This window comes from Pseudomonas sp. GM25 (assembly GCF_000282255.1).
GTDB lineage: Bacteria > Pseudomonadota > Gammaproteobacteria > Pseudomonadales > Pseudomonadaceae > Aquipseudomonas > Aquipseudomonas aphyarum.
Genome location: NZ_AKJQ01000076.1, coordinates 119,898 through 139,325 on the forward strand (window position 1 = coordinate 119,898; position 19,428 = coordinate 139,325).

At 61.7% G+C, this 19,428-nt stretch carries 15 protein-coding genes; 11 read left to right on the top strand and 4 right to left on the bottom strand.

Features of this window, described 5'->3' with window-relative positions; genetic code table 11:
• Together PMI24_RS26220 and PMI24_RS26225 are read right to left on the bottom strand one after the other, a co-directional pair.
• A complete protein-coding gene (locus PMI24_RS26220; RefSeq protein WP_007959472.1) occupies positions 1–864 on the bottom strand; it encodes a LysR family transcriptional regulator in 864 nt (287 codons plus the stop codon).
• A gap of 60 nt (positions 865–924) precedes the next feature.
• A complete protein-coding gene (locus PMI24_RS26225; protein ID WP_007959474.1) occupies positions 925–2,643 on the bottom strand; it encodes a hydrogenase maturation protein in 1,719 nt (572 codons plus the stop codon).
• A gap of 298 nt (positions 2,644–2,941) precedes the next feature.
• Here PMI24_RS26225 and PMI24_RS26230 point away from each other — a divergent pair, with 298 nt between their 5' ends.
• The 10 genes from PMI24_RS26230 (at position 2,942) to PMI24_RS26275 (ending at position 17,049) form a co-directional block, all read left to right on the top strand.
• Positions 2,942–3,448: a sigma-70 family RNA polymerase sigma factor gene (locus tag PMI24_RS26230; protein ID WP_007959486.1), complete on the top strand. Its 507-nt coding sequence runs from the start codon at positions 2,942–2,944 to the stop codon at positions 3,446–3,448.
• Positions 3,445–4,392, top strand: coding sequence for a FecR domain-containing protein (locus PMI24_RS26235; protein WP_007959488.1), 948 nt, complete (start codon positions 3,445–3,447; stop codon positions 4,390–4,392). Before PMI24_RS26230 ends, PMI24_RS26235 begins: the two co-directional genes overlap by 4 nt.
• Positions 4,393–4,483: 91 nt before the next feature.
• On the top strand, positions 4,484–7,408 hold the full coding sequence (locus tag PMI24_RS26240; RefSeq protein ID WP_007959494.1) for a TonB-dependent receptor: 2,925 nt from the start codon (positions 4,484–4,486) through the stop codon (positions 7,406–7,408).
• Between the two features lie 44 nt (positions 7,409–7,452).
• Entirely contained in the window at positions 7,453–8,154 is a 702-nt protein-coding gene (locus tag PMI24_RS26245; RefSeq protein WP_431768356.1) for an antitoxin Xre/MbcA/ParS toxin-binding domain-containing protein, read from the top strand.
• The gene (locus PMI24_RS26250; RefSeq protein ID WP_007959496.1) at positions 8,151–8,654 is read left to right on the top strand and encodes an RES family NAD+ phosphorylase; all 504 of its coding nucleotides are present in this window, start codon (positions 8,151–8,153) and stop codon (positions 8,652–8,654) included. The genes PMI24_RS26245 and PMI24_RS26250 overlap by 4 nt, the downstream gene beginning before the upstream one ends.
• Positions 8,655–8,771: 117 nt before the next feature.
• Positions 8,772–11,426, top strand: a complete 2,655-nt coding sequence (locus PMI24_RS26255) for a TonB-dependent receptor (RefSeq protein WP_007959497.1) — start codon at positions 8,772–8,774, stop codon at positions 11,424–11,426.
• A 114-nt stretch (positions 11,427–11,540) separates the two neighbouring features.
• Positions 11,541–13,391: an extracellular solute-binding protein gene (locus PMI24_RS26260; RefSeq protein ID WP_007959498.1), complete on the top strand. Its 1,851-nt coding sequence runs from the start codon at positions 11,541–11,543 to the stop codon at positions 13,389–13,391.
• On the top strand, positions 13,378–14,442 hold the full coding sequence (locus PMI24_RS26265; protein ID WP_007959499.1) for a microcin C ABC transporter permease YejB: 1,065 nt from the start codon (positions 13,378–13,380) through the stop codon (positions 14,440–14,442). The genes PMI24_RS26260 and PMI24_RS26265 overlap by 14 nt, the downstream gene beginning before the upstream one ends.
• Entirely contained in the window at positions 14,442–15,464 is a 1,023-nt protein-coding gene (locus PMI24_RS26270) for an ABC transporter permease (protein WP_007959500.1), read from the top strand. The genes PMI24_RS26265 and PMI24_RS26270 overlap by 1 nt, the downstream gene beginning before the upstream one ends.
• Position 15,465: 1 nt before the next feature.
• Positions 15,466–17,049: an ABC transporter ATP-binding protein gene (locus PMI24_RS26275; protein ID WP_007959501.1), complete on the top strand. Its 1,584-nt coding sequence runs from the start codon at positions 15,466–15,468 to the stop codon at positions 17,047–17,049.
• Between the two features lie 52 nt (positions 17,050–17,101).
• Here PMI24_RS26275 and PMI24_RS26280 read toward each other — a convergent pair whose 3' ends face one another.
• On the bottom strand, positions 17,102–17,419 hold the full coding sequence (locus PMI24_RS26280; protein WP_007959502.1) for an SCP2 sterol-binding domain-containing protein: 318 nt from the start codon (positions 17,417–17,419) through the stop codon (positions 17,102–17,104).
• Between the two features lie 48 nt (positions 17,420–17,467).
• Positions 17,468–18,178 carry a histidine phosphatase family protein gene (locus PMI24_RS26285; protein ID WP_007959503.1) on the bottom strand — a complete coding sequence of 237 codons (711 nt, stop codon included), beginning with the start codon at positions 18,176–18,178 and terminating at the stop codon, positions 17,468–17,470.
• Positions 18,179–18,385: 207 nt separating this feature from the next.
• Between PMI24_RS26285 and sohB the strand changes: the two genes are divergently transcribed.
• A complete protein-coding gene (gene sohB / locus PMI24_RS26290; RefSeq protein ID WP_007959504.1) occupies positions 18,386–19,408 on the top strand; it encodes a protease SohB in 1,023 nt (340 codons plus the stop codon).
• Positions 19,409–19,428: the final 20 nt, after the last annotated feature.

A 19,428-nucleotide genomic window follows, 5' to 3' on the forward strand; every position in this document is an offset into this window, starting at 1 on the left:
TCAGCTCAACGGGTTCCAGCGCTGCGACCAGTCGTCATCGGCCTTGATCACTTCGCGCAGCAGATCGAACGCCTGTTGCAGGATCGCCGAGTCGCGGTCGCGGGAATAGACGAGGTAGGTCGGATAGCCGAATTCCGGGGCTTTGGTCACCGGTTCCAGCGCGCCGCTTTCCAGGTAGGTGCGCACGACCCGGGTCCGGAAATAGCCGCTGCCGCCGTTCTCGAGGATGTATTGCAGGGCCAGCGGGCCGAGGTTGAAACTCAGGGCAGCCTTGGCCTTTTCCGGCAGAGCGGCGTCGTGCTGGCGGCGGAAGTCCGGGCCCCAGTCGATGTACACGTAGGGGGCAGGGCGGCCGGGCGTGGTCACCAGAATCAGTTTCTCTTCCAGCACCTGCTCGACCTGCAGCCCCGGCCAGTATTCCGGTTGATAGACCAGCGCTGCATCGAGTACGCCTAGTTCGAGCTGACGCAGCAGGTTTTCGCCGTCGCGGATTTCCATGCGCAACGCGTGGCCGGGGATTTTCTCCCGCAGCTCGGCAGCCCAACTGAGCATCAACGGGTTGCACAGACTGACCTCGCCACCGATGTGCAGCACATTGTGATAACCCTCGGGCAAGGGCAGATCGCGGCGCGCCGCTTCCCAGGTCTGCACCAGCTGATTGGCGTAGACCACGAAGGCCTCGCCGTTGGCGGTCAGCCGCGCACCGGCACGATTGCGCACGAACAGCGTGCTGCCCAACTGGCTTTCGAGTTTCTGGACCCGGGCGGTGATTGCCGTTTGCGTGACGAACAGCTTTTCCGCCGCCGCGGCGAGGCTGCCGTGACGGACGATTTCCAGAAAGGTGCGGGCGAGGTCGATGTCCATGGGCGGGCCGGTGGTTGAGGTGCGCGCATTGTACGGGCAGCCCCGGGACCGCGTCATTGTTCAGTCAGCCACTTCGACTTCACGCACCCGAGCCCAATCCTCCACCAACCGCGCCGGCGTGCAGCAAGTCTTGCGCTTGTAAACAAAACTCCGGCACTTCTCGGCAAACTGATTGCGGTTGTACAGCATGTCTTCCTGCATCTCCTGCAACTCCGCCTCGCGACACTGACGAATCAACACATGATCGACCCGCAACTTGCGCTCCCGCACCGCCGCATAAGTCGGATCGCTCAGCACACTGTTGGCCCGTTGCAGCAGCCACAGCGAAAACTCGTCCGGGCAGCGCGGGCCGATTTCCTGGACCATGCCCAGTTGCAGCGCCTGTGCAGCGCTGACCGGCAGACAGGCTTGGGTCAGTTGTTCCGCCATGGCCGGGCCCACGGCGCGGGGCAGGCTGTAAGTCCAGTATTCCGAGCCGTACAGCCCCATGCTCTTGTAGTGCGGATTGAGCACGATATCGGCGCGGGCAAACACGATGTCAGCCGCCAGAGCGAGCATCACGCCACCGGCGCCAGCATTGCCGGTAACCCCGCTGACCACCAGTTGCCGTGCGCTGAGCAATTCTTCGCACACATCATCGATGGCCTGGATATTGGCCCAGGCTTCGGCGCCCGGATCTTCGGCAGCCTGAATCACGTTCAGGTGTACGCCGTTGGAAAAACTGCCGCGACCGCCCTTGATCAACAGCACCTGAGTGTCGCGGGATTTGGCCCAGCGCAGGGCCTCGACCATGCGCCGGCATTGCTCGGTGCTCATGGCGCCGTTGTAGAACTCCAGCGTCAGCTCGCCGACCTGGCCGGACTCGCGATACCGGATCGGCTGATACGTCTCGTCGCTGAACGGCGCGTTGGCAATCGACCAGTCCAGCACCGGCACGCCAGACAACTGCCCGGCCAGCACATGCCGCGCCGGACGTTTGAAGGTTTCTTCGCCCAGTTGCGGTTTGCGCCGCAGCGAGCCGATCCACAGGCTGTGATCACCGGTCGCCACCAACACCGCGTCGTCATGCACCGCGAGAATCTCGCCGGGCATGCCGGTGCGCTGATCGAGGTGCGCGTCGTACACGTAATACTGCCCGCCAGCGAGGCTGGCGAGTACGCCGGGCTGACCGTCCGCCGCGTCGATGCAGCGTTTGATGAAGCGCGAGCAGTCGTGCCAGCTGAAGGTGCGGTCGTCCTGCTTCATGTTCGGCTGCAATCGCCCGCGCACTTTCGGATCGTTGTAATCCAGCGCGACCGGCACGAAGCCTTCGATGAATTTCTCCACCACTTCGCGGATGCAACGGATCGCCGCGTCGCTGCCCCGGCCGTTGTACAGCTCGGATTTGCGCAGGCCGGTCGGCAGGTTGAATTCGCAGGTGGCCCAGACCGGGCCGGCGTCCATTTCCTCTACCGCTTGCAGGGCGGTCACGCCCCAGGACGGCAGCTCGCGCATGATCGCCCAGTCCAGTGCGCTGGCACCGCGATCGCCGACGATGCCGGGGTGAATAATCACCACCGGACGCTGCTGATTGCTCCACAGCGCGTGGGGCACGCGATCCTTGAGGAACGGGCAGATCACCAGATCAGCGCCGCTGTTTTCGATCTGTTCGCATACGGCGGCTTCATCGGTGAACAGCACCACGCTGGGTGAGTGCCCGGCCTGACGCAGTTCCAGCCACGCGCGCTGGGTCAGGCCGTTGAACGCCGACGACAGAAGAATGATGTTGAGTGATCGCATGATTGCTCTTCCTTGAAAGGTCAGCCGCAGGCTCCCGGTGAGCCGTCCGTGGCTATCGATGGAGGCGCAAGGTTAGAGACTGGCGTGGCTGGCGCCACTGATCGAGATCAACGTTGTGTCAGCCAATGTTGCCGTGGCGACGACGTGCCTTATTCTCAAAGGTTTGATGATCCTGATTTTTTATTACTTCAAATGTCTCAGGCGCTATTGCACAGTCGCACCCCTGATCACCGCCGGAAGATCCCGGCGTATCCATGGATTTTCGCAGCGGGTGGAGCCCGTTTTCAGGGAGTAAGGCATGGGGAGTCACAACCCGCATTACCAGGTCATCGGGCAAATGTTCCAAAAGGACTACCGATGGCTCTGCGCAGCGGTCAGCCGTACCCTCGGCTGCCCGCACAGTGCACAGGACATTGCTTCGGAAACTTTTCTTCGGGTCTTGGCACTGCCCGATCCGCTGGCGATTCGCGAACCCCGCGCGCTGTTGACCACGATTGCCCGGCGGCTGGTCTATGAAGGCTGGCGCCGGCAGGATCTGGAGCGCGCCTATCTGCAAAGCCTTGCCTTGGCGCCGGAGCCGGTGCACCCGTCACCCGAGGAACGGGTATTGGTGATCGAAACGTTGCTGGCGGTGGATCGCTTGCTCAATGGCTTGTCCGCCAAGGCCAAGGCTGCGTTTCTCTATCACCAGCTCGACGGTCTGACCTACAGCGAAATCGGCGAACGCCTCGGCGTGTCCACCAGCCGCGTGCAGCAATACATGGTCGAGGCGTTCAAGCGTTGCTATCTGGCGATGCAGGCATGAGGCCGGACGAAACGCTGATCGACGAAGCCGCGCAATGGATGGCGCTGCTGCAATCAGGACACGTCAGCTTGCAGGAGCGCGCTGCCTTCGACGCCTGGCGCACGGCGGATCCACGGCATCAGCAGATCATCGAGCAAATGGGTGGCGGGCTGAACCTGCTGCGCCATTCGAACCTGCGCGGGTTGCCGCGCGAGAGTGTGCTGCACAGCCTGAATGCGCCGTCCAGTCGCCGTCGATTCCTCAGCGGCAGTTTGAGTGTGCTCGGGATCGCGGTGCTGGCCGGTTTGCTCGGTCGACGTTATGGCTGGCTGCCCGAGGCCGGCGAGTTGTCGACCGGTACCGGCGAGCGTCGGGAATTCACGCTGGAGGATGGCAGCGCCCTTACGTTGAATGCCCGCAGCCGCGTGGTGCCGCGCTTCAACAATCTCGAACGTTTGCTGGACTTGCGCAGCGGCGAGCTGCTGATCGATGTGGCGAAAAATCTGGCCCGGCCGTTTGTGGTCGAAACCGAGCATGGGCGGATGCGTGCGCTCGGGACCAAATTCCTGGTGCAGCGCGGTGAGGATTCGACGCGGCTGGTGATGCTGCATTCGCAGGTCGAAGTGGTCACCGCCAGCGGCGCGCGGCAAGTGGTGGAGGCGGGCGAAAGTCTGCTGTTCAACAGGCAGGAAATCCTCGCGCTGGAACGCAGCAAAGGGCAGGAAAGCGCCTGGGTGCAAGGGCGGCTTGAAGTGCGCGATCGGCCTTTGAGCGAAGTCATCGACAGCCTGCGCAGCTACCGTCGCGGCATCCTGCACCTGAGCCCCGAGGTCGCCGGTTTGCGCCTCAGCGGTCTCTATCCGCTGGACGACAGCGACCGCACTTTGCAACTGCTGGAGCGTTCGCTACCCATCCGTGTCACCTGGCACAACCCGTACTGGGTGAGCATCGAAGCACGGTTATAAATCCATAACTTCCTGGTCTATCCGTCCCCCTATAAAAAGCGCCGGCCCGCTGCTCATTCCCTGCAGACGCCTTCAACAGGGAAGCCCCTCGATGTTCTCATTCAAACAACAACAATTGTCCCGCCTGACGCTGGCCATCGTGCTGGCGGCGGGCATTGTCCCGACCACCGTTCTGGCACAAGACGCTGCCACTCAGGTCTTTACCTTCGACATTGCCGCGGGGGCCCTCGACGAGGTGCTGCTGGACATCTCGCGCCAGACCGGCGTGCCGATTTCCTTCAGCCAGAATCTGGTTCAGGGCAAGCGCAGCAGTGCGGTGCGCGGCGCATTGGGTGGCCGTCAGGCGGTGGAGAAAGCCCTGATCGGCAGCGGCCTGCAAGTCGAGCAGGGCAGCCAGGGCCTGAGCATTCGCCCGGCCGATGCGCCAAGCACCGCGCCGGTCAAGGCCGCTGCCGTGGCACCCGCCACCAGCGCCGATTACCGCATGGAAAAAGTCACGGTCACCGGCTCGCGGATCGCCCGTGCGCAGAGCGATGGTGCGACGCCGGTCAGCGTCATCACCCACGAAGAAATGGAAGCGCGCGGCTACAAGAACGTCTACGACGCCCTCGCCACGCAAACCCAGAACACCGGCATGACCCAGGGCGAAGACTACGGCAATACCTGGCAACCGGCGGCCAGCGCGCTCAACCTGCGCGGCCTTGGCCCCAACCACACGCTGGTGCTGATCAACGGCCGGCGGGTCGCCGATTACCCGACGCCGTACGACGGCAAGGTCAACTTCACCAACCTTGCGAACATTCCGTCGGCGATCATCGACCGCATCGAAGTGCTCAGCAGCGGCGCCTCGGCGATCTACGGTTCGGATGCGATTGCCGGGGTGGTGAACATCATCCTCAAGGACAAAATGAATGGCGTCGACGTCAACCTCAAGGGCGGCACCAGCGAGCGCGGCGGCGGTGACAACCAGCGCTTGCAGATCAGTGGCGGCGGCAGTTGGGGCGACTTTGACGGTTTGTTCGGACTTGAACTGACCAACCGCGATCCGATCTGGGCCGATGATCGCGGCTTCATGCAGAGCGGACCGCTGGCGGATGTCGGCTACCGTCGCGACCTGACCAACAACCGCTATCTGGGGCCCGGCTGTGGCGCCTATCAGGGCACGTTCGACAACAAGCTGTTCAACAGCGGCGGACGTTGCCGCACCGATCAGATGTACAACGATTACTGGACGGTGCAGACCCAGAAGGAAAACTACGACGGCTACACCCGTGGCACCTGGCATTTCAGCGACAGCGGCCAGGTCTTCGCCGATCTGATGTACGGCCTCGATCACATCCAGAACAACACACGCGGCCCGAGCTTCACCTCGCCGGATTTCATCAACCAGAACAGCGGCAATCTGGAGCGCTGGTACCGGCGCTTCGGTGAAGAGGAAATCGGCGGGCGCACCAGCAACAACAGCAAGTGGCGCGATACCTCATGGACCGGGACCCTGGGCCTCTCGGATAAAATTGCCGACACCGGATGGAACTATGAACTGGCGGCCAACCGGTCTGAATACAAGAGCGTGCGCACCACGCGTTACACGCCGCTGTCGTCGATCCAGGATTTTTACCTCGGCCCGCAACTGGGCACCCGCGACGGTTATCCGGTGTTCGCGCCGGATGCCTCGCGCCTCGACCGGCCACTGACGCCGCAGGAGTGGGAGCAGTTTCGCGGCAACCTGACGCAGAGCAGCAAGTCGGTGTCGACCAGTTACAACGCTTCGGTCAACGGCGATTTGTTTGACCTGCCGGCCGGCCCGGTGGGATTCGCCGGCGTGCTCGAGGCGGGCAAGCAGGAGTATCGCATCGACCCGGATGACAGCCTCAACGACGGCAGTTTCTACGGCGTGACCCCGGCGCAAAGCTCCGGCGGTTCGCGCAAGCGTTATGCGGCGGGCGGCGAGTTCAGCATTCCGGTCACCGACACGGTGCTGGCGACAGCGGCGGGTCGCTGGGACCAATACAAGTTCAGCGGCCGCACCGAGCAACAGAAAACCTACAACCTCGGCCTGGAATGGCGGCCGGTGAACAGCCTGCTGGTGCGCGGCAGCTACGGCACCAGTTTCCGCGCCCCGGACCTGAACTACATCTATCAGTCCGACAGCAACGGCTACTACCCGGCGCAGATCGACTATTACGGTTGCAGCCAGGGCGTGGAGGGCGCCTGTGACCGTGGGCGGGTCGATTACACCCAGAGCGGCACGGCGGATCTGGAATCCGAACGCGGCAAATCCTGGACCTACGGTTTCGTCTGGTCGCCGTCGCGCAATTTCGATTTCTCCACCGATTTCTGGCGGGTGGAGATCGATGACCTGCTGACCACCGTCGACGAAAACCGTCTGCTGCAGCAAGAGAACGAATGCCGCAATGGCACCCAGGACATCAATTCGGCCAACTGCCAGTCGACCCTGGCGCGCGTCGATCGCAATCCCGGCAACGCCGCCGTCGATCCCAATCAGTTGCAGCGGGTGCGGGTAAACGCGATCAACGCCGCCAGCGAGCGAGTCAGCGGCCTGGACTTCAAGAGCAATATTCGCTGGGGCGCCGGGCAGTACGGCGCGTTCAGTTCGACGCTGGGCTACACCCTGGTGCTCTCGCATTACTACAAGGAATCGGACGAAGCCCCGACCCAGGACTGGCGCACCTCGCGCACCAATTACGACTGGCGCAGCAAGGTCAACGCCAGCCTGACCTGGGATTACCAGAAGGCCACGGCGACGCTGATGGGGATTCGTTACGGCTCGGTCACTAACGGCGCGGGCGACGGGCGTCTGTCGCCGTGGACGGTGTTCAACGCCAGTGCACGGTACAAGCTCAATGACCGGGCGAGTGTCGGGCTGACCGTGAACAATGTGCTCAACCAGGTCAAGCATGACGATTCGGCGGGCTGGCCGTATTACCCGACCGGCAACTACGACCCGTACGGGCGCCAGTGGTGGCTGGATGTGAGTTATCACTTCGGCAGTTGAGGACGGAATGACGCCCGGCAGCGTCCTACGGAAGTTGCCGGACTTTGGGTAAAAACGGGGATATTTCCGACGACTTTTTAAGGTTGGCCGTCGGAAGCGTGATCTATAGCATCGGCGATGACATTGAAGTCGTTAACGGCCTGATCACTCAGGCCTCTGATAATGGATTGATCATGCGAACTGCACACCTCGAATACGAAACGCCTGCTTATTCCGCTCGCCATCAGTGGCGCGATGATCGTGCCAGGTGCCCCATGGAGGATGTCGCCTTGCCCAGCGCAAAAGTACCCCGGTTGGCGGGTTTGAAGAAGATCGAGGGCAAGCCGGTCGAATTGCTCGTGCATGGCCGGAACATCGGTGATGACGCCCTGCTGATTGTTCAGCTTACCGATGAAGGTTTCGAGCTGAACGACGTCGTCGACATGCTTTCAACCTCCGAGCTTTACCAGCAAGGCGACATGGTCAAACTCATCACTGGCAAGTCGGTCAGAACGGTAAGGCGGCTGCTGAAGGAAGGCAAACCGGTACGGCTTGACCCGCAGCAGAGTGTCATCGCCTACCAATATGCATTGGTGCTGGAGTTAGCCATTCGGGCCTTCGGGGGGCAACCACGGGCGGAGGACTGGCTGCAGAAACCCTCTACCTATTTTTACGGTCATGTGCCGCTGGGATTGACCCTGCATCCATTGGGTTTTCAGATGGTCGAGCAGTATTTGCAGCAGCTTATCTACGGGGTTTACCCATGAACCCCTTGCCGTGGGACGAGCATTGGTATGCGTGGCGGCTGGATCGCGAGGTTTATGGCGGTACCTGGGACAAGGGGATTGGTTCAAAGCTGAATGGCGGCCGATGGAATAGGCCCGGACGACGCGTCGTCTACGCGTCAGTCGATCCGTCCTCGGCCATTCTGGAGGTGGCAGCCAACCACAGTTTTGATGCCTTGGACCGCGAGCCTTATGTATTGACATGTTTTGAGGTCATCAGCGACGCGAAGGTGAAAATCGTGCAGCCCGAAGAAGTGCCGAACCCTTACTGGTTGAGCCCTGCACGGCCGTCACCCAATCAGCGATTGTTCGCCGACGCTTTACTGGCCGAGCATCCGTTTGTGCTGATTCCGTCGGCGGCAACCCGGCATTCGTGGAATTTGCTGGTGAGCTGCGATTTGGCGGAGGGGCAATTCAGGATGGTCTCCCAAGAACGGTTTGGGCTGGATACCCGGTTGCTCAAAGAAGCGGTTTTGACCTGATGAGTCGACTTGCCGGTTTTGCATAACCTCAGCACCCAACGGTCTAAATCGCGCCCTATAAATCAGCATCCGCCATCGCACATCCCTGCATAAACCAAAACGCAGGGATGGCTGTTCATGATCCATTTTTCACCCGTTAAATCCCCGTTGAGCCTGGCCTTGCTGCTGGCGATCAACACATTGCCGGCGATGGCCGCCGACAGCAGTGCTACAGAACCGACCACCCAGTTGCAACGGGTCGAAGTCACCGGTACTGCGATCCGCCGGGTCGATGCAGAAACCGCCGTACCAGTGACCATCCTTCGGGTGGAAGAACTGCAGAAGCAAGGTGTGACAACGACTGAAGAGCTGGTCAGTCGAATCTCTGCCAACCAGTCGTCCGTAGGCTCCGGGCGTTCGGTGGGTTCTTCCAGCGGCGGCGCGTCTTATGCGGACTTGCGTGGCATTGGCCCGGACAAGACCCTGGTGCTGCTCAACGGTCGGCGTCTGAGCAACAACGCGACCAATGCGATCAACGGCTCCGGCGTCGATCTCAACACCATCCCGTTCGCCGCTATCGACCGGGTGGAGGTGCTGCGCGACGGCGCCTCGGCGCTGTACGGCACCGATGCCATCGGCGGGGTGATCAACTTCATCACCAAGACCAGCCTCACCGAAGGTCAGATCAGCACCAATTACGACACGCCGACCCATTCCGGTGGCGGTGAAAGCCGCAACTTCAGCGGCAGTTGGGGTTTTGGTGATTTGCAGGATGATCGCTTCAACGTTTTCGGCGTGGTGAGTTACGACAAGCAACAACGGCTGGCCGCCGAAGACCGCGGTTACACCTACAACTACCAGCCGGGCCGCGGTCTCGATTACACCTCCGGTACGGCATCGCCCGCCAACTGGAGCCAGGGCAGCAACGCCACCAACCCGTTGGCCGGTTCCGGTTGCAATGCGCCGGGGCTGCTGTCACGCAACGGGATCTGCCGCCAGAGCCTGTGGAACTACCTCGATCTGGTGCCGGAAACCGAGAAGACCTCGGCGTTCGCCAAGGCCACCGGCAAGCTGTCGGACGATCACAACGTCAGCCTCGAATACTTCTGGGCGCGCAACGAGAACCGGACGCAGATCGGCCCCGGCACTTTGATGGGCAATCAGGTCAATCCCGGCACCCCGTTCTATCCCGGTAATGGCATCACGCCTGGCCCAAGCGGTTTTGCTCTGGACCCGACGCAACCGGTGGACGTGAACTGGCGTGAAACCGCGGTCGGTGCCCGTCAGCATGAAGATGACAACACCGGTCAGCGTCTGCTGTTGAGCTTCGACGGCACGCTGGTGGGGTGGGATTACAACCTCGGCGCGTCGTACAACCAGAACAAAGTGGTCAACACGATTCGCAGCGGTTACGTGAACGACCGCGCCGTCAGCCAGGGCATCGCCAACGGTGTGATCAACCCGTTCGGTCCGCAGACGGCTGCCGGTTCGGCATTACTGGCAGCCAACGGAGTGGACGGCGATTACTCGACGGCAGTGGGCCGGGTCAAAGCGATTGACGGGCGCATCAGCCGCGAGATAGGCGACTGGTTCGGTGCAGGGCCTTCGGCCTTGGCGCTGGGCGGTGAGTACCGCAAGGAAGACTTCCATCAGGATTTCGCCCAGTTCGCGGCTGATGTGCAGAGCCTGGGCGTGGATCCCAATGCCAGCGTCGCCGGGGATCGCAGCGTCTCCGCGCAGTACGCCGAGGTCAACGTGCCGGTGCTCGACAGCCTGGAACTGTCCGCCGCCGTGCGCCACGACAAATACAGCGATTTCGGCAGCACCACCAACCCGAAATACTCGTTCCGCTTCCAGCCGTTCAAGGAACTGGTGGTGCGTGGCGCCTACAGTGAAGGCTTCCGCGCGCCATCGCTGTACGAGTTGTACAACCCGAACTTCACCTCGTTCACCGTGGCCAACTACAACGACCCGCGACTGTGTGCCGGTGGCAACCCGAGCAATGGCGGGATTGCCAACCGCGACTGCGCTCAGCAGTTCTATAACCGGACCGGCGGTAACCAGGACCTGAGCCCGGAGACCGCACGCAACGTCACCCTCGGTTTCGTTTATCAGCCATTCGATCGCCTGACCACCGGTCTGGATTTCTGGTGGATCGACATCGCCAACCAGATCGCCGAATTCCCTGAATCGGCGGTGTTCGAGAACCCGGAGCTGTACCCGGAGCGCCTGATCCGCAAGCCTGATGGCTCCATCGATCACATCGTCACCGGCCTGGCCAACCTCGGCAAGATCAAGACCAACGGCGTCGACGTGAGCTTCGACTATCGCCTGCCGAGTACACCGTACGGCGATTTCGGCATCGGCCTGCAAGGCACTTACGTCACCCGTTACGACTATCAGCAGCAGCTCAAGGGCGACTACATCGACAAGCTCGGCGATTTTCGCGGCGGCGACTTTGCCTCGGCCGGTGCCGTGGCCCGCTGGCGTCACAGCCTGACCGGCAGCTGGAACTATGGCCCGCTCGGCGCGAGCCTGACCAACCGCTACACCAGCGGTTACCACGACTCGGATCGTGAAACTCACGATTACGTCGGTTCGTACAACGTCTGGGACGTGGCCGGTACCTACACCTGGCGCAAGACCCTGGCAGTGACCCTTGGGGTGAAAAACCTGTTCGACCGCGAGCCGCCATTCAGTAACCAGACCTACACGTTCCAGAGCGGTTACGACCCGAAATACGGCGATCCGTTTGGCCGCACGCTGTACACGCGGGTCAGTTACAAGTTCTGAGAATGATCGGTCAGGGCGGGTTTTAGTAACACATCGTTCTAAACCCCGCCCTATAAAAAGGCCCGGCCTGTTGCACATCACAGTCAGGCGGGCACGTGGTGAAAGGATCTGCCCATGTTTTCCAGAGTCATTCTGTTCAGCGTCGGTCTGTTGCTGAGCCCGGCGCTGTTCGCGGCGCCCCAACACGCCCTCACGGTCTACGGCGAAGCCCCGAAATACGCCCCGGACTTCCAGCACCTGGCCTACGCCAACCCCGACGCGCCCAAGGGTGGAACCTTGCGCCGCTCTTCGCTGGAGAGCGGCCCGTTCGATCACCTGATTCCCTACATCGACAAAGGCACAGGCGTTGCCGACATCGACGGCTGGCTCTATGCGCCGCTGGCCTATCGCAGCAAGGACGAGCCTTACAGCGTCTACGGCCTGGTCGCGCAACGGATGGAGCTGGACGCGGACCGGCGCTGGCTGCGCTTTTACCTCAACCCCAAGGCACAGTTCGAGGACGGCACGCCGATCACCGCCGAAGACGTGCGCTACACCTTCGAGCTGTTCACCACTCAGGGCAGCCTCAAATATCGCCAGCAGTTTCGCGATGTCGCCGAGGTACAGGTCGAGTCGCCGACCCAGGTGCGTTTCGTGTTCAAGAACAACGAGAGCCGTACCTTGCCGCTGGATCTGGCGACGTTGCCGGTGTTGCCTGAGCATTGGTGGCGCACGCGCAATTTCGCCGATGGCGCAGGCTTCGAGATTCCGCCGGGCAGCGGGCCTTACAAGGTCAGCGCGGTGGACGCCGGGCGCAGCGTGAAATTCCAGCGGATCAAGGACTGGTGGGCCAGGGATCTGCCGATCAATCGCGGGCTCTACAACTTCGATCAGTTGAGCGTGGAGTTCTTTGCCGACACCGACGTGTCGCGACAGGTGCTCAAGGCCGGCGGCTTCGATTACAACCGCGAGTTCTCCGCCACCAGTTACACCATCGGTTATGCCGGGGCGGCGTTGGAGCAGGGCAAGTTGCTGCGCGAACACCTCGCACCCGGGGCCGCGCAAGGTGCCCAGGGGTTTGCGTTCAACTTGCAGAAGCCGATGTTTCAGGATCGTCGGGTTCGGCAGGCGGTTGCCATGCTCTGGGATTTCGAGTGGAGCAACCGGCAGATGATGCGCAGCATGTACCTGCGCCAGCGCAGCTTCTTTTCCCACAGCGCGTTGTCGGCCACCGAACTGCCGGATGCCGAAGAGCTGAAAATCCTCGAACCGTGGCGCGGCAAGATTCCCGATGAAGTCTTCAGTCAGGTATTCGAAGCGCCGCGCACCGACGGCAGCGGCAACATCCGCGCGCAGCAGTTGCAGGCGCTGAGATTGCTGGAGTCCGCCGGCTGGAAACCCCGTGGCGATCAATTGGTGAATGGCGCCGGCGAGCCGTTGCAATTCACCTTCCTCAACGGCCAGAAGGGCTTCGAGCGCCTGCTGCTGCCGTTCAAGCGCAACCTGGCGCAGATCGGCATCGGTTTCGATATTCGTCAGGTTGACACCGCGCAATACACCAACCGCGTGCGCAGCCGCGACTACGACATGATCGTCGTCGGTTACCCGGTGAGTCAGGCGCCGGGGCGCGAGCTGTTCAACTATTTCGGCTCTGACGGCGCCGATGATCCTGGCTCCAACAACTACATGGTGCTGCGCGACCCGGCGGTAGATGCGCTGCTTGAAGGCGTGGTGCAGGCCGACAATCGCGAGAGTCTTCTGCGCCACGCCCATGCCCTGGATCGGGTGTTGCAGTGGGGCTATTACTGGATTCCCAACTACTACCCGCCGGGTATTTCCACGGTGTGGTGGAACCGCTTCGGTCGCCCGGCGATTGCGCCGCTGTACGACGCCGGTCTCGACACCTGGTGGGAAATCAGCCCGACCGCGCTGACCTCGACGCAAATGCAGCAACAGCACAAGGAGTACGCCCATGTGGGGTTATAGCTTGCGGCGTCTGCTGCTGATCGTGCCGACCTTGCTGGCGATTCTGCTGGTGAACTTCGTGATCGTGCAGGCCGCGCCCGGTGGACCGGTCGAACAGGCCATCGCCCGATTGCAGGGGATTGGTGTCGGTGCGGCGGTGGGTGCCAGTCATGTTGAAAGCATTGGCGGCGAGTCCCGCGCGACCCGTGGCCTGGACCCGAAACTGGTGGCCGAGATCGAGCGTCAGTACGGCTTCGACAAAAGTGCCGGCGAGCGTTTGTGGCTGATGCTCAAGAGCTATGCGCAGCTGGACTTCGGCAAGAGCTTCTTCCGGGGCGCGACGGTGACCGAGCTGATCTGGCAGAAGCTGCCGGTGACCTTGTCGTTGGGATTGTGGGCGACGCTGATCACTTATCTGGTATCGATTCCGCTGGGCATCCGCAAGGCGGTGCACAACGGCTCGGCGTTCGATGTCTGGAGCAGTGCGGCGATCATCATCGGCTACGCGATGCCCGGTTTTCTGTTTGCGCTGCTGCTGATCGTGGTGTTCGCCGGCGGTACGGCGCTGGACTGGTTTCCGGTGCGCGGGCTGGTCTCGGACAACTTCGCCGAGCTGTCGCTGTGGGACAAGGTCGCCGATTACTTCTGGCATCTGGTGTTGCCGGTCAGTGCGCTGGTGATCGGCGGATTCGCGACGCTGACGATCCTGACCAAGAACAGCTTCCTCAACGAGATCTCGCGGTTGTACGTGGTCACGGCCCGGGCCAAAGGCCTGAGTGAACGACAGGTGTTGTACGGGCATGTGTTTCGCAACGCGATGCTGCTGGTGGTGGCCGGATTGCCTCAGGCATTGGTCACGGTGTTTTTCGGCGGCTCATTGTTGATCGAAGTGATCTTCTCCCTCGACGGTCTCGGCCGCCTGAGCTACGAAGCGGCGGTGTCGCGGGATTACCCGGTGGTGTTCGGTTCGCTGTTCATCTTCACCCTGTTCGGGCTCCTGATAAAACTGCTTGGCGACCTGTGCTACACGCTGGTCGATCCGCGCATCGATTTCACTGCGAGGACTGCCTGATGCCGACGCTTTCTCCAATCGGACAGCGCCGTTGGGCGCGGTTCAAGGCCCATCGGCGCGGCTGGTGGTCGTTGTGGCTGTTTCTCGCGCTGTTCGGCCTGAGCCTGGGCGGCGAGCTGGTCGCCAATGACAAACCGCTGCTGGTGACATATCAGGGCGAATGGTATTTCCCGGCGTTCAAGCGCTACACCGAGCAGGATTTCGGCGGTGAGCTGCCGTTCCAGCCCGACTACCGCAGTGCCCAGGTACGTGAACTGATCGAGGGGCAGGGCGGACGGATGTGGTTTGCGCCGATCCCGTTCGGCTACGACACGGCCAACTACGACCTCACCGAACCGGCCCCGAGCCCGCCCACCGCTGAAAACTGGCTGGGCACCGACGATCAGGCGCGGGATGTGCTGGCGCGGGTGATATTCGGCACGCGGGTCTCGCTATTGTTTGCGTTGGCGTTGACGGCGGTGAGCGCGTTGATCGGCATCGCTGCCGGTGCCTTGCAGGGGTATTACGGCGGCTGGGTCGACTTGCTCGGCCAGCGCTTGCTGGAGGTCTGGTCGGGGCTGCCGGTGCTTTACCTGCTGATCATTCTGTCGGGCTTCGTCGAGCCGAATTTCTGGTGGTTGCTGGGGATCATGGCGCTGTTTTCCTGGCTGAGTCTGGTGGACGTGGTGCGCGCCGAGTTCCTGCGCAGCCGGGGGCTCGAGTACGTGAAAGCGGCGCGGGCGCTGGGTGTCGGCGATGCGCAGGTGATCGTGCGGCACATTCTGCCCAACGCCATGAGTGCAACGTTGACGTACCTGCCGTTCATTCTGACCGGAGCGATTGCGACGTTGTCGGCGCTGGATTTTCTCGGCTTCGGCATGCCCGCCGGCAGCGCTTCGCTGGGCGAGTTGATCGGTCAGGGCAAGACCAATCTGCAAGCACCGTGGTTAGGGCTGACGGCATTTTTTGCCCTGGCGCTGATTCTTTCTCTACTCGTATTCATCGGCGAAGCCTGCCGTGATGCTTTCGACCCCAGGACTTGATATGCGTGAACATCTGATCGAAATACGCGACCTGCGGGTGGCGTTCAAAGGGCAGGAAGTGGTGCACGGCATCGACCTCGACATTTGCCCGGGTGAGTGCCTGGCGCTGGTGGGCGAGTCGGGTTCCGGCAAGTCGGTGACGGCCCACAGCATCCTGCAACTGCTGGACCCGAACATCACCCGGATCGACGGCAGCATACGTTACGGCGGCGAAGAGTTGCTGGGTGTACACGAGCGCTATCTGCGGCAACTGCGCGGCAACCGCATCGCGATGATTTTTCAGGAGCCTATGAGCTCGCTCAACCCGTTGCACAGCATCGAGCGGCAACTCGGCGAAAGCCTGGCACTGCACAAAGGCTTGGCGGGCGCGGCGGCCCGCAAACGAATTCTGGAGCTGTTGGAGCTGGTCGGCATTCAGCGTCCGCGCGAGCGGCTGAAAGCGTATCCGCATCAACTCTCCGGCGGCCAGCGACAACGGGTGATGATCGCCATGGCGCTGGCGTGCGAACCGCAGTTGCTGATCGCCGATGAGCCGACCACCGCCCTGGACGTCACGGTGCAGCGCAAGATTCTGTTGCTGCTCAAGGAGCTGCAACAGCGGCTGGGCATGGCCCTGCTGATCATCAGTCACGACCTGAATCTGGTGCGCACCATCGCCCAGCGGGTGGCGGTGATGCGCGCGGGCGAAATCGTCGAACAGGCGAGCTGCGAGCAATTGTTCCGCGCGCCGCAGCATCCCTACAGCATCGAATTGCTCAACGCTGAACCCGGCGGTGCGGCGCTGTGTCGTGATGCGGCGGAGGATTTGCTCGAAGTTCGCGATCTGAATGTGCGTTTTCCGCTGGGCGGCGGATGGCTGCGGGCCAAGTCGTATCTGCACGCGGTCAACGGCATCGATCTGAATCTGCAGCGGGGCAAGACTCTGGGCATTGTTGGTGAGTCGGGATCGGGTAAATCCACACTGGGTCAGGCGATCCTGCGCCTGATCGACGCCGACGGTAGCATCCGCTTCAAGGGTGAGGCGCTTGAGCAACTGAGCGGTAAACAATTGCGCCCGCTGCGCAAACGCCTGCAAGTGGTGTTTCAGGATCCGTTCGGCAGCCTCAGCCCGCGCTTGTGCGTGGAGCAGATCATTGCCGAAGGTTTGCAGGTGCACAGCGACTTGAATGCGCAGGCGCGCGAGCAGGCGGTGATCGATGTACTGAAGGAAGTCGGGCTCGATCCGGCGACGCGTCATCGTTACCCCCACGAGTTTTCCGGCGGGCAACGGCAACGCATCGCCATCGCTCGGGCGTTGGTGCTCAAGCCGGATCTGATCCTGCTGGATGAGCCGACCTCGGCGCTGGATCGCACGGTGCAGAAACAGATCGTCGCGCTGTTGCGCCGGTTGCAGGAGGAGCACGGGCTGACCTATCTGTTCATCAGTCATGACCTGGCGGTGGTGCGGGCGCTGGCTCACGATCTGATCGTGATGAAGGATGGCGAGGTGGTGGAACGTGGTGAAACTGCGGGGTTGTTTCATTCGGCCCGGCATCCGTACACGCGCGAGCTGCTGGCGGCGTCGTTTGCCGGTGTAAACGCCTGAAACGACAAATCCCGCCACAGGGGCGGGATTTGTTTGCAGACTGGCTGCGGTCTTAAGCCGGGAACAGCTCGGACAGTTTCATCGACAGCATCATGTCGCCTTCAACGCGCAGCTTGCCGCCCATGAAAGCCTGCATGCCGTCGGTTTCGCCGCTGACGATACCTTTCAGGGTTTCGCTGTCCAGCACCAGCGTGCAGTTGGCGTCCGGGTTTTCGCCTTCCTGGATGTCGCAGGTGCCGTCTTTGACGATCAGGGCGTATTGCTTGTCTTCGTCAGTGATGTTGAAACCGAAGACCAGATCCAGACCGGCAGCGGCGGCTGGGTTGAACTTGGCTTGCATTGCTTTTACGGCATCAGCTACGGAGGTCATGGTTCGATCCTTTTTGGTTGATTGCAGCAGGGTCACAGTAATCCGGACTCAGCGAAACGTGATGAGTTCCGGGGCCTTCAGCAGTTGCAGGTGTGCATGACTGTTGAAGGAAGCCAGAGCCACCTCGCGACCGCGGAACTTCAGCTGGTTGAGCGAGGTGTTGACGATTTGCCAGTTCAGTTCAAAGGCCTGCCGGGCAGGCATTTGAGTAATGAGGTGGAGCAGGGCGGTGATCGTGCCACCGGAGGTGAACACCGCAATTTTCTGGGTGTTGTCGGCCTGTTCGAGAATTCGCTGCAGCCCGGCCTGTACCCGTTCGACGAAACCCAGCCAGCTTTCCAGGCCCGGTGTGTCGTAGGTGCCGGCGAGCCAGCGTTCGATGATCAGGGCGAAGATGCGCTGGAACTCGCCACGGTTTTGCGCGGCGTTGCGCAGGATTTCCAGTGCTTCGGGTTCTTCCGGCAACATGGCCGGGAGCAGGGCGCGGATCACGGCGTCGGCGTCGAATTCGTTGAAAGCCGAATCGATTTCCAGAGCCGGTACCGGCAGGCCGACGGCGGCGAACTGTTCCAGCGCGCTGTTGGCCGTGTGTTGCTGGCGGCGCAGGTCGCCCGACAGGCAGCGGTCGAAGCTGATTCCGAGTTCGGCGAGGTGACGGCCGAGGATTTCTGCCTGGCGTACACCGGTCGGCGACAGGACGTCATAGTCGTCTGCACCGAAGGAGGCCTGGCCATGTCGAATCAAGTAGATGCTGCCCACGTCCGCGTCATCCCGGTACGTTGAAGGTTGTGGCGAGGTTATGGGGATGACGGTGAGCTGTCAATGAAAAAACATACGCTTGTTTGAAATGCCCGTTCCAGCCTTGTTGCCAGAGGTTTCACGGCTGGCCGACGGGCCGGTGCATGGGTATGCTGGAGCCAATTCCCGCGTGTGTTTCACGACCGCGCATCGTTTGAAGGAGTCACTGTGGAGTTTTTCACTGAATACGCCAGTTTCCTGGCCAAGACCGTGACGCTGGTCATCGCCATTCTGGTGGTGCTGGCGAGTTTTGCCGCGTTGCGCAGCAAGGGCCGGCGCAAATCCGCGGGCCAGTTGCAGGTCAGCAAGCTCAACGATTTCTATAAAGGCCTGCGTGAGCGCCTGGAGCAGACTCTGCTCGACAAGGATCAGCTCAAGGCCTTGCGCAAGGGCCAGGCCAAGTCCGAGAAGAAACAAAAGAAGAAACCCGACGCCAAGCCTCGGGTGTTCGTGCTGGACTTCGACGGCGACATCAAGGCTTCCGCCACCGAAAGCCTGCGCCACGAGATCACCGCGCTGCTGACCCTGGCCACGCCGAAGGACGAAGTGGTCCTGCGCCTGGAAAGCGGCGGCGGCATGGTCCACAGCTACGGCCTGGCCTCGTCGCAACTGGCGCGCGTCCGTGAAGCCGGCGTGCCGTTGACCGTGTGCATCGACAAGGTTGCAGCCAGCGGCGGCTACATGATGGCGTGCATCGGCGAGAAGATCATCAGCGCCCCGTTCGCCATCCTTGGCTCCATCGGTGTGGTGGCGCAGTTGCCCAACGTCAACCGCCTGCTGAAAAAGCACGACATCGATTTCGAAGTGCTGACCGCCGGCGAGTACAAACGCACCCTGACCGTGTTTGGCGAAAACACCGAGAAGGGCCGGGAGAAATTCCAGGAAGACCTGGACATCACCCACCAGTTGTTCAAGAACTTCGTCGCCCGTTATCGCCCGCAACTGGCGATCGACGAGGTCGCCACCGGTGAAGTCTGGCTCGGCATCGCGGCGCTGGAAAATAAACTGGTCGACGAACTCAAGACCAGCGATGAATACCTGGCCGAGCGTGCCAAGCAGTCCGAGGTCTATCACCTGCACTACGCCGAACGCAAAAGCCTGCAGGAGCGTATCGGCATGGCGGCCAGCGGTTCGGTTGATCGCGTGTTGCTGAGCTGGTGGAGCTGGCTGACTCAGCAACGCTTCTGGTAAAAGCTTCACACGCCCGTTAG

What these genes read in the sequence shown, in the direction of transcription:
- PMI24_RS26235 (WP_007959488.1), top strand. Translation starts at nt 3,445, where the DNA reads ATGAGGCCGGACGAAACGCTGATCGACGAAGCCGCGCAATGGATGGCG.
- PMI24_RS26260 (WP_007959498.1), top strand. Translation starts at nt 11,541, where the DNA reads ATGTTTTCCAGAGTCATTCTGTTCAGCGTCGGTCTGTTGCTGAGCCCG.
- PMI24_RS26240 (WP_007959494.1), top strand. Translation starts at nt 4,484, where the DNA reads ATGTTCTCATTCAAACAACAACAATTGTCCCGCCTGACGCTGGCCATC.
- PMI24_RS26250 (WP_007959496.1), top strand. Translation starts at nt 8,151, where the DNA reads ATGAACCCCTTGCCGTGGGACGAGCATTGGTATGCGTGGCGGCTGGAT.
- PMI24_RS26225 (WP_007959474.1), bottom strand. Translation starts at nt 2,643, where the DNA reads ATGCGATCACTCAACATCATTCTTCTGTCGTCGGCGTTCAACGGCCTG.
- PMI24_RS26270 (WP_007959500.1), top strand. Translation starts at nt 14,442, where the DNA reads ATGCCGACGCTTTCTCCAATCGGACAGCGCCGTTGGGCGCGGTTCAAG.
- PMI24_RS26275 (WP_007959501.1), top strand. Translation starts at nt 15,466, where the DNA reads ATGCGTGAACATCTGATCGAAATACGCGACCTGCGGGTGGCGTTCAAA.
- PMI24_RS26255 (WP_007959497.1), top strand. Translation starts at nt 8,772, where the DNA reads ATGATCCATTTTTCACCCGTTAAATCCCCGTTGAGCCTGGCCTTGCTG.
- PMI24_RS26230 (WP_007959486.1), top strand. Translation starts at nt 2,942, where the DNA reads ATGGGGAGTCACAACCCGCATTACCAGGTCATCGGGCAAATGTTCCAA.
- PMI24_RS26265 (WP_007959499.1), top strand. Translation starts at nt 13,378, where the DNA reads ATGTGGGGTTATAGCTTGCGGCGTCTGCTGCTGATCGTGCCGACCTTG.
- PMI24_RS26220 (WP_007959472.1), bottom strand. Translation starts at nt 864, where the DNA reads ATGGACATCGACCTCGCCCGCACCTTTCTGGAAATCGTCCGTCACGGC.
- PMI24_RS26280 (WP_007959502.1), bottom strand. Translation starts at nt 17,419, where the DNA reads ATGACCTCCGTAGCTGATGCCGTAAAAGCAATGCAAGCCAAGTTCAAC.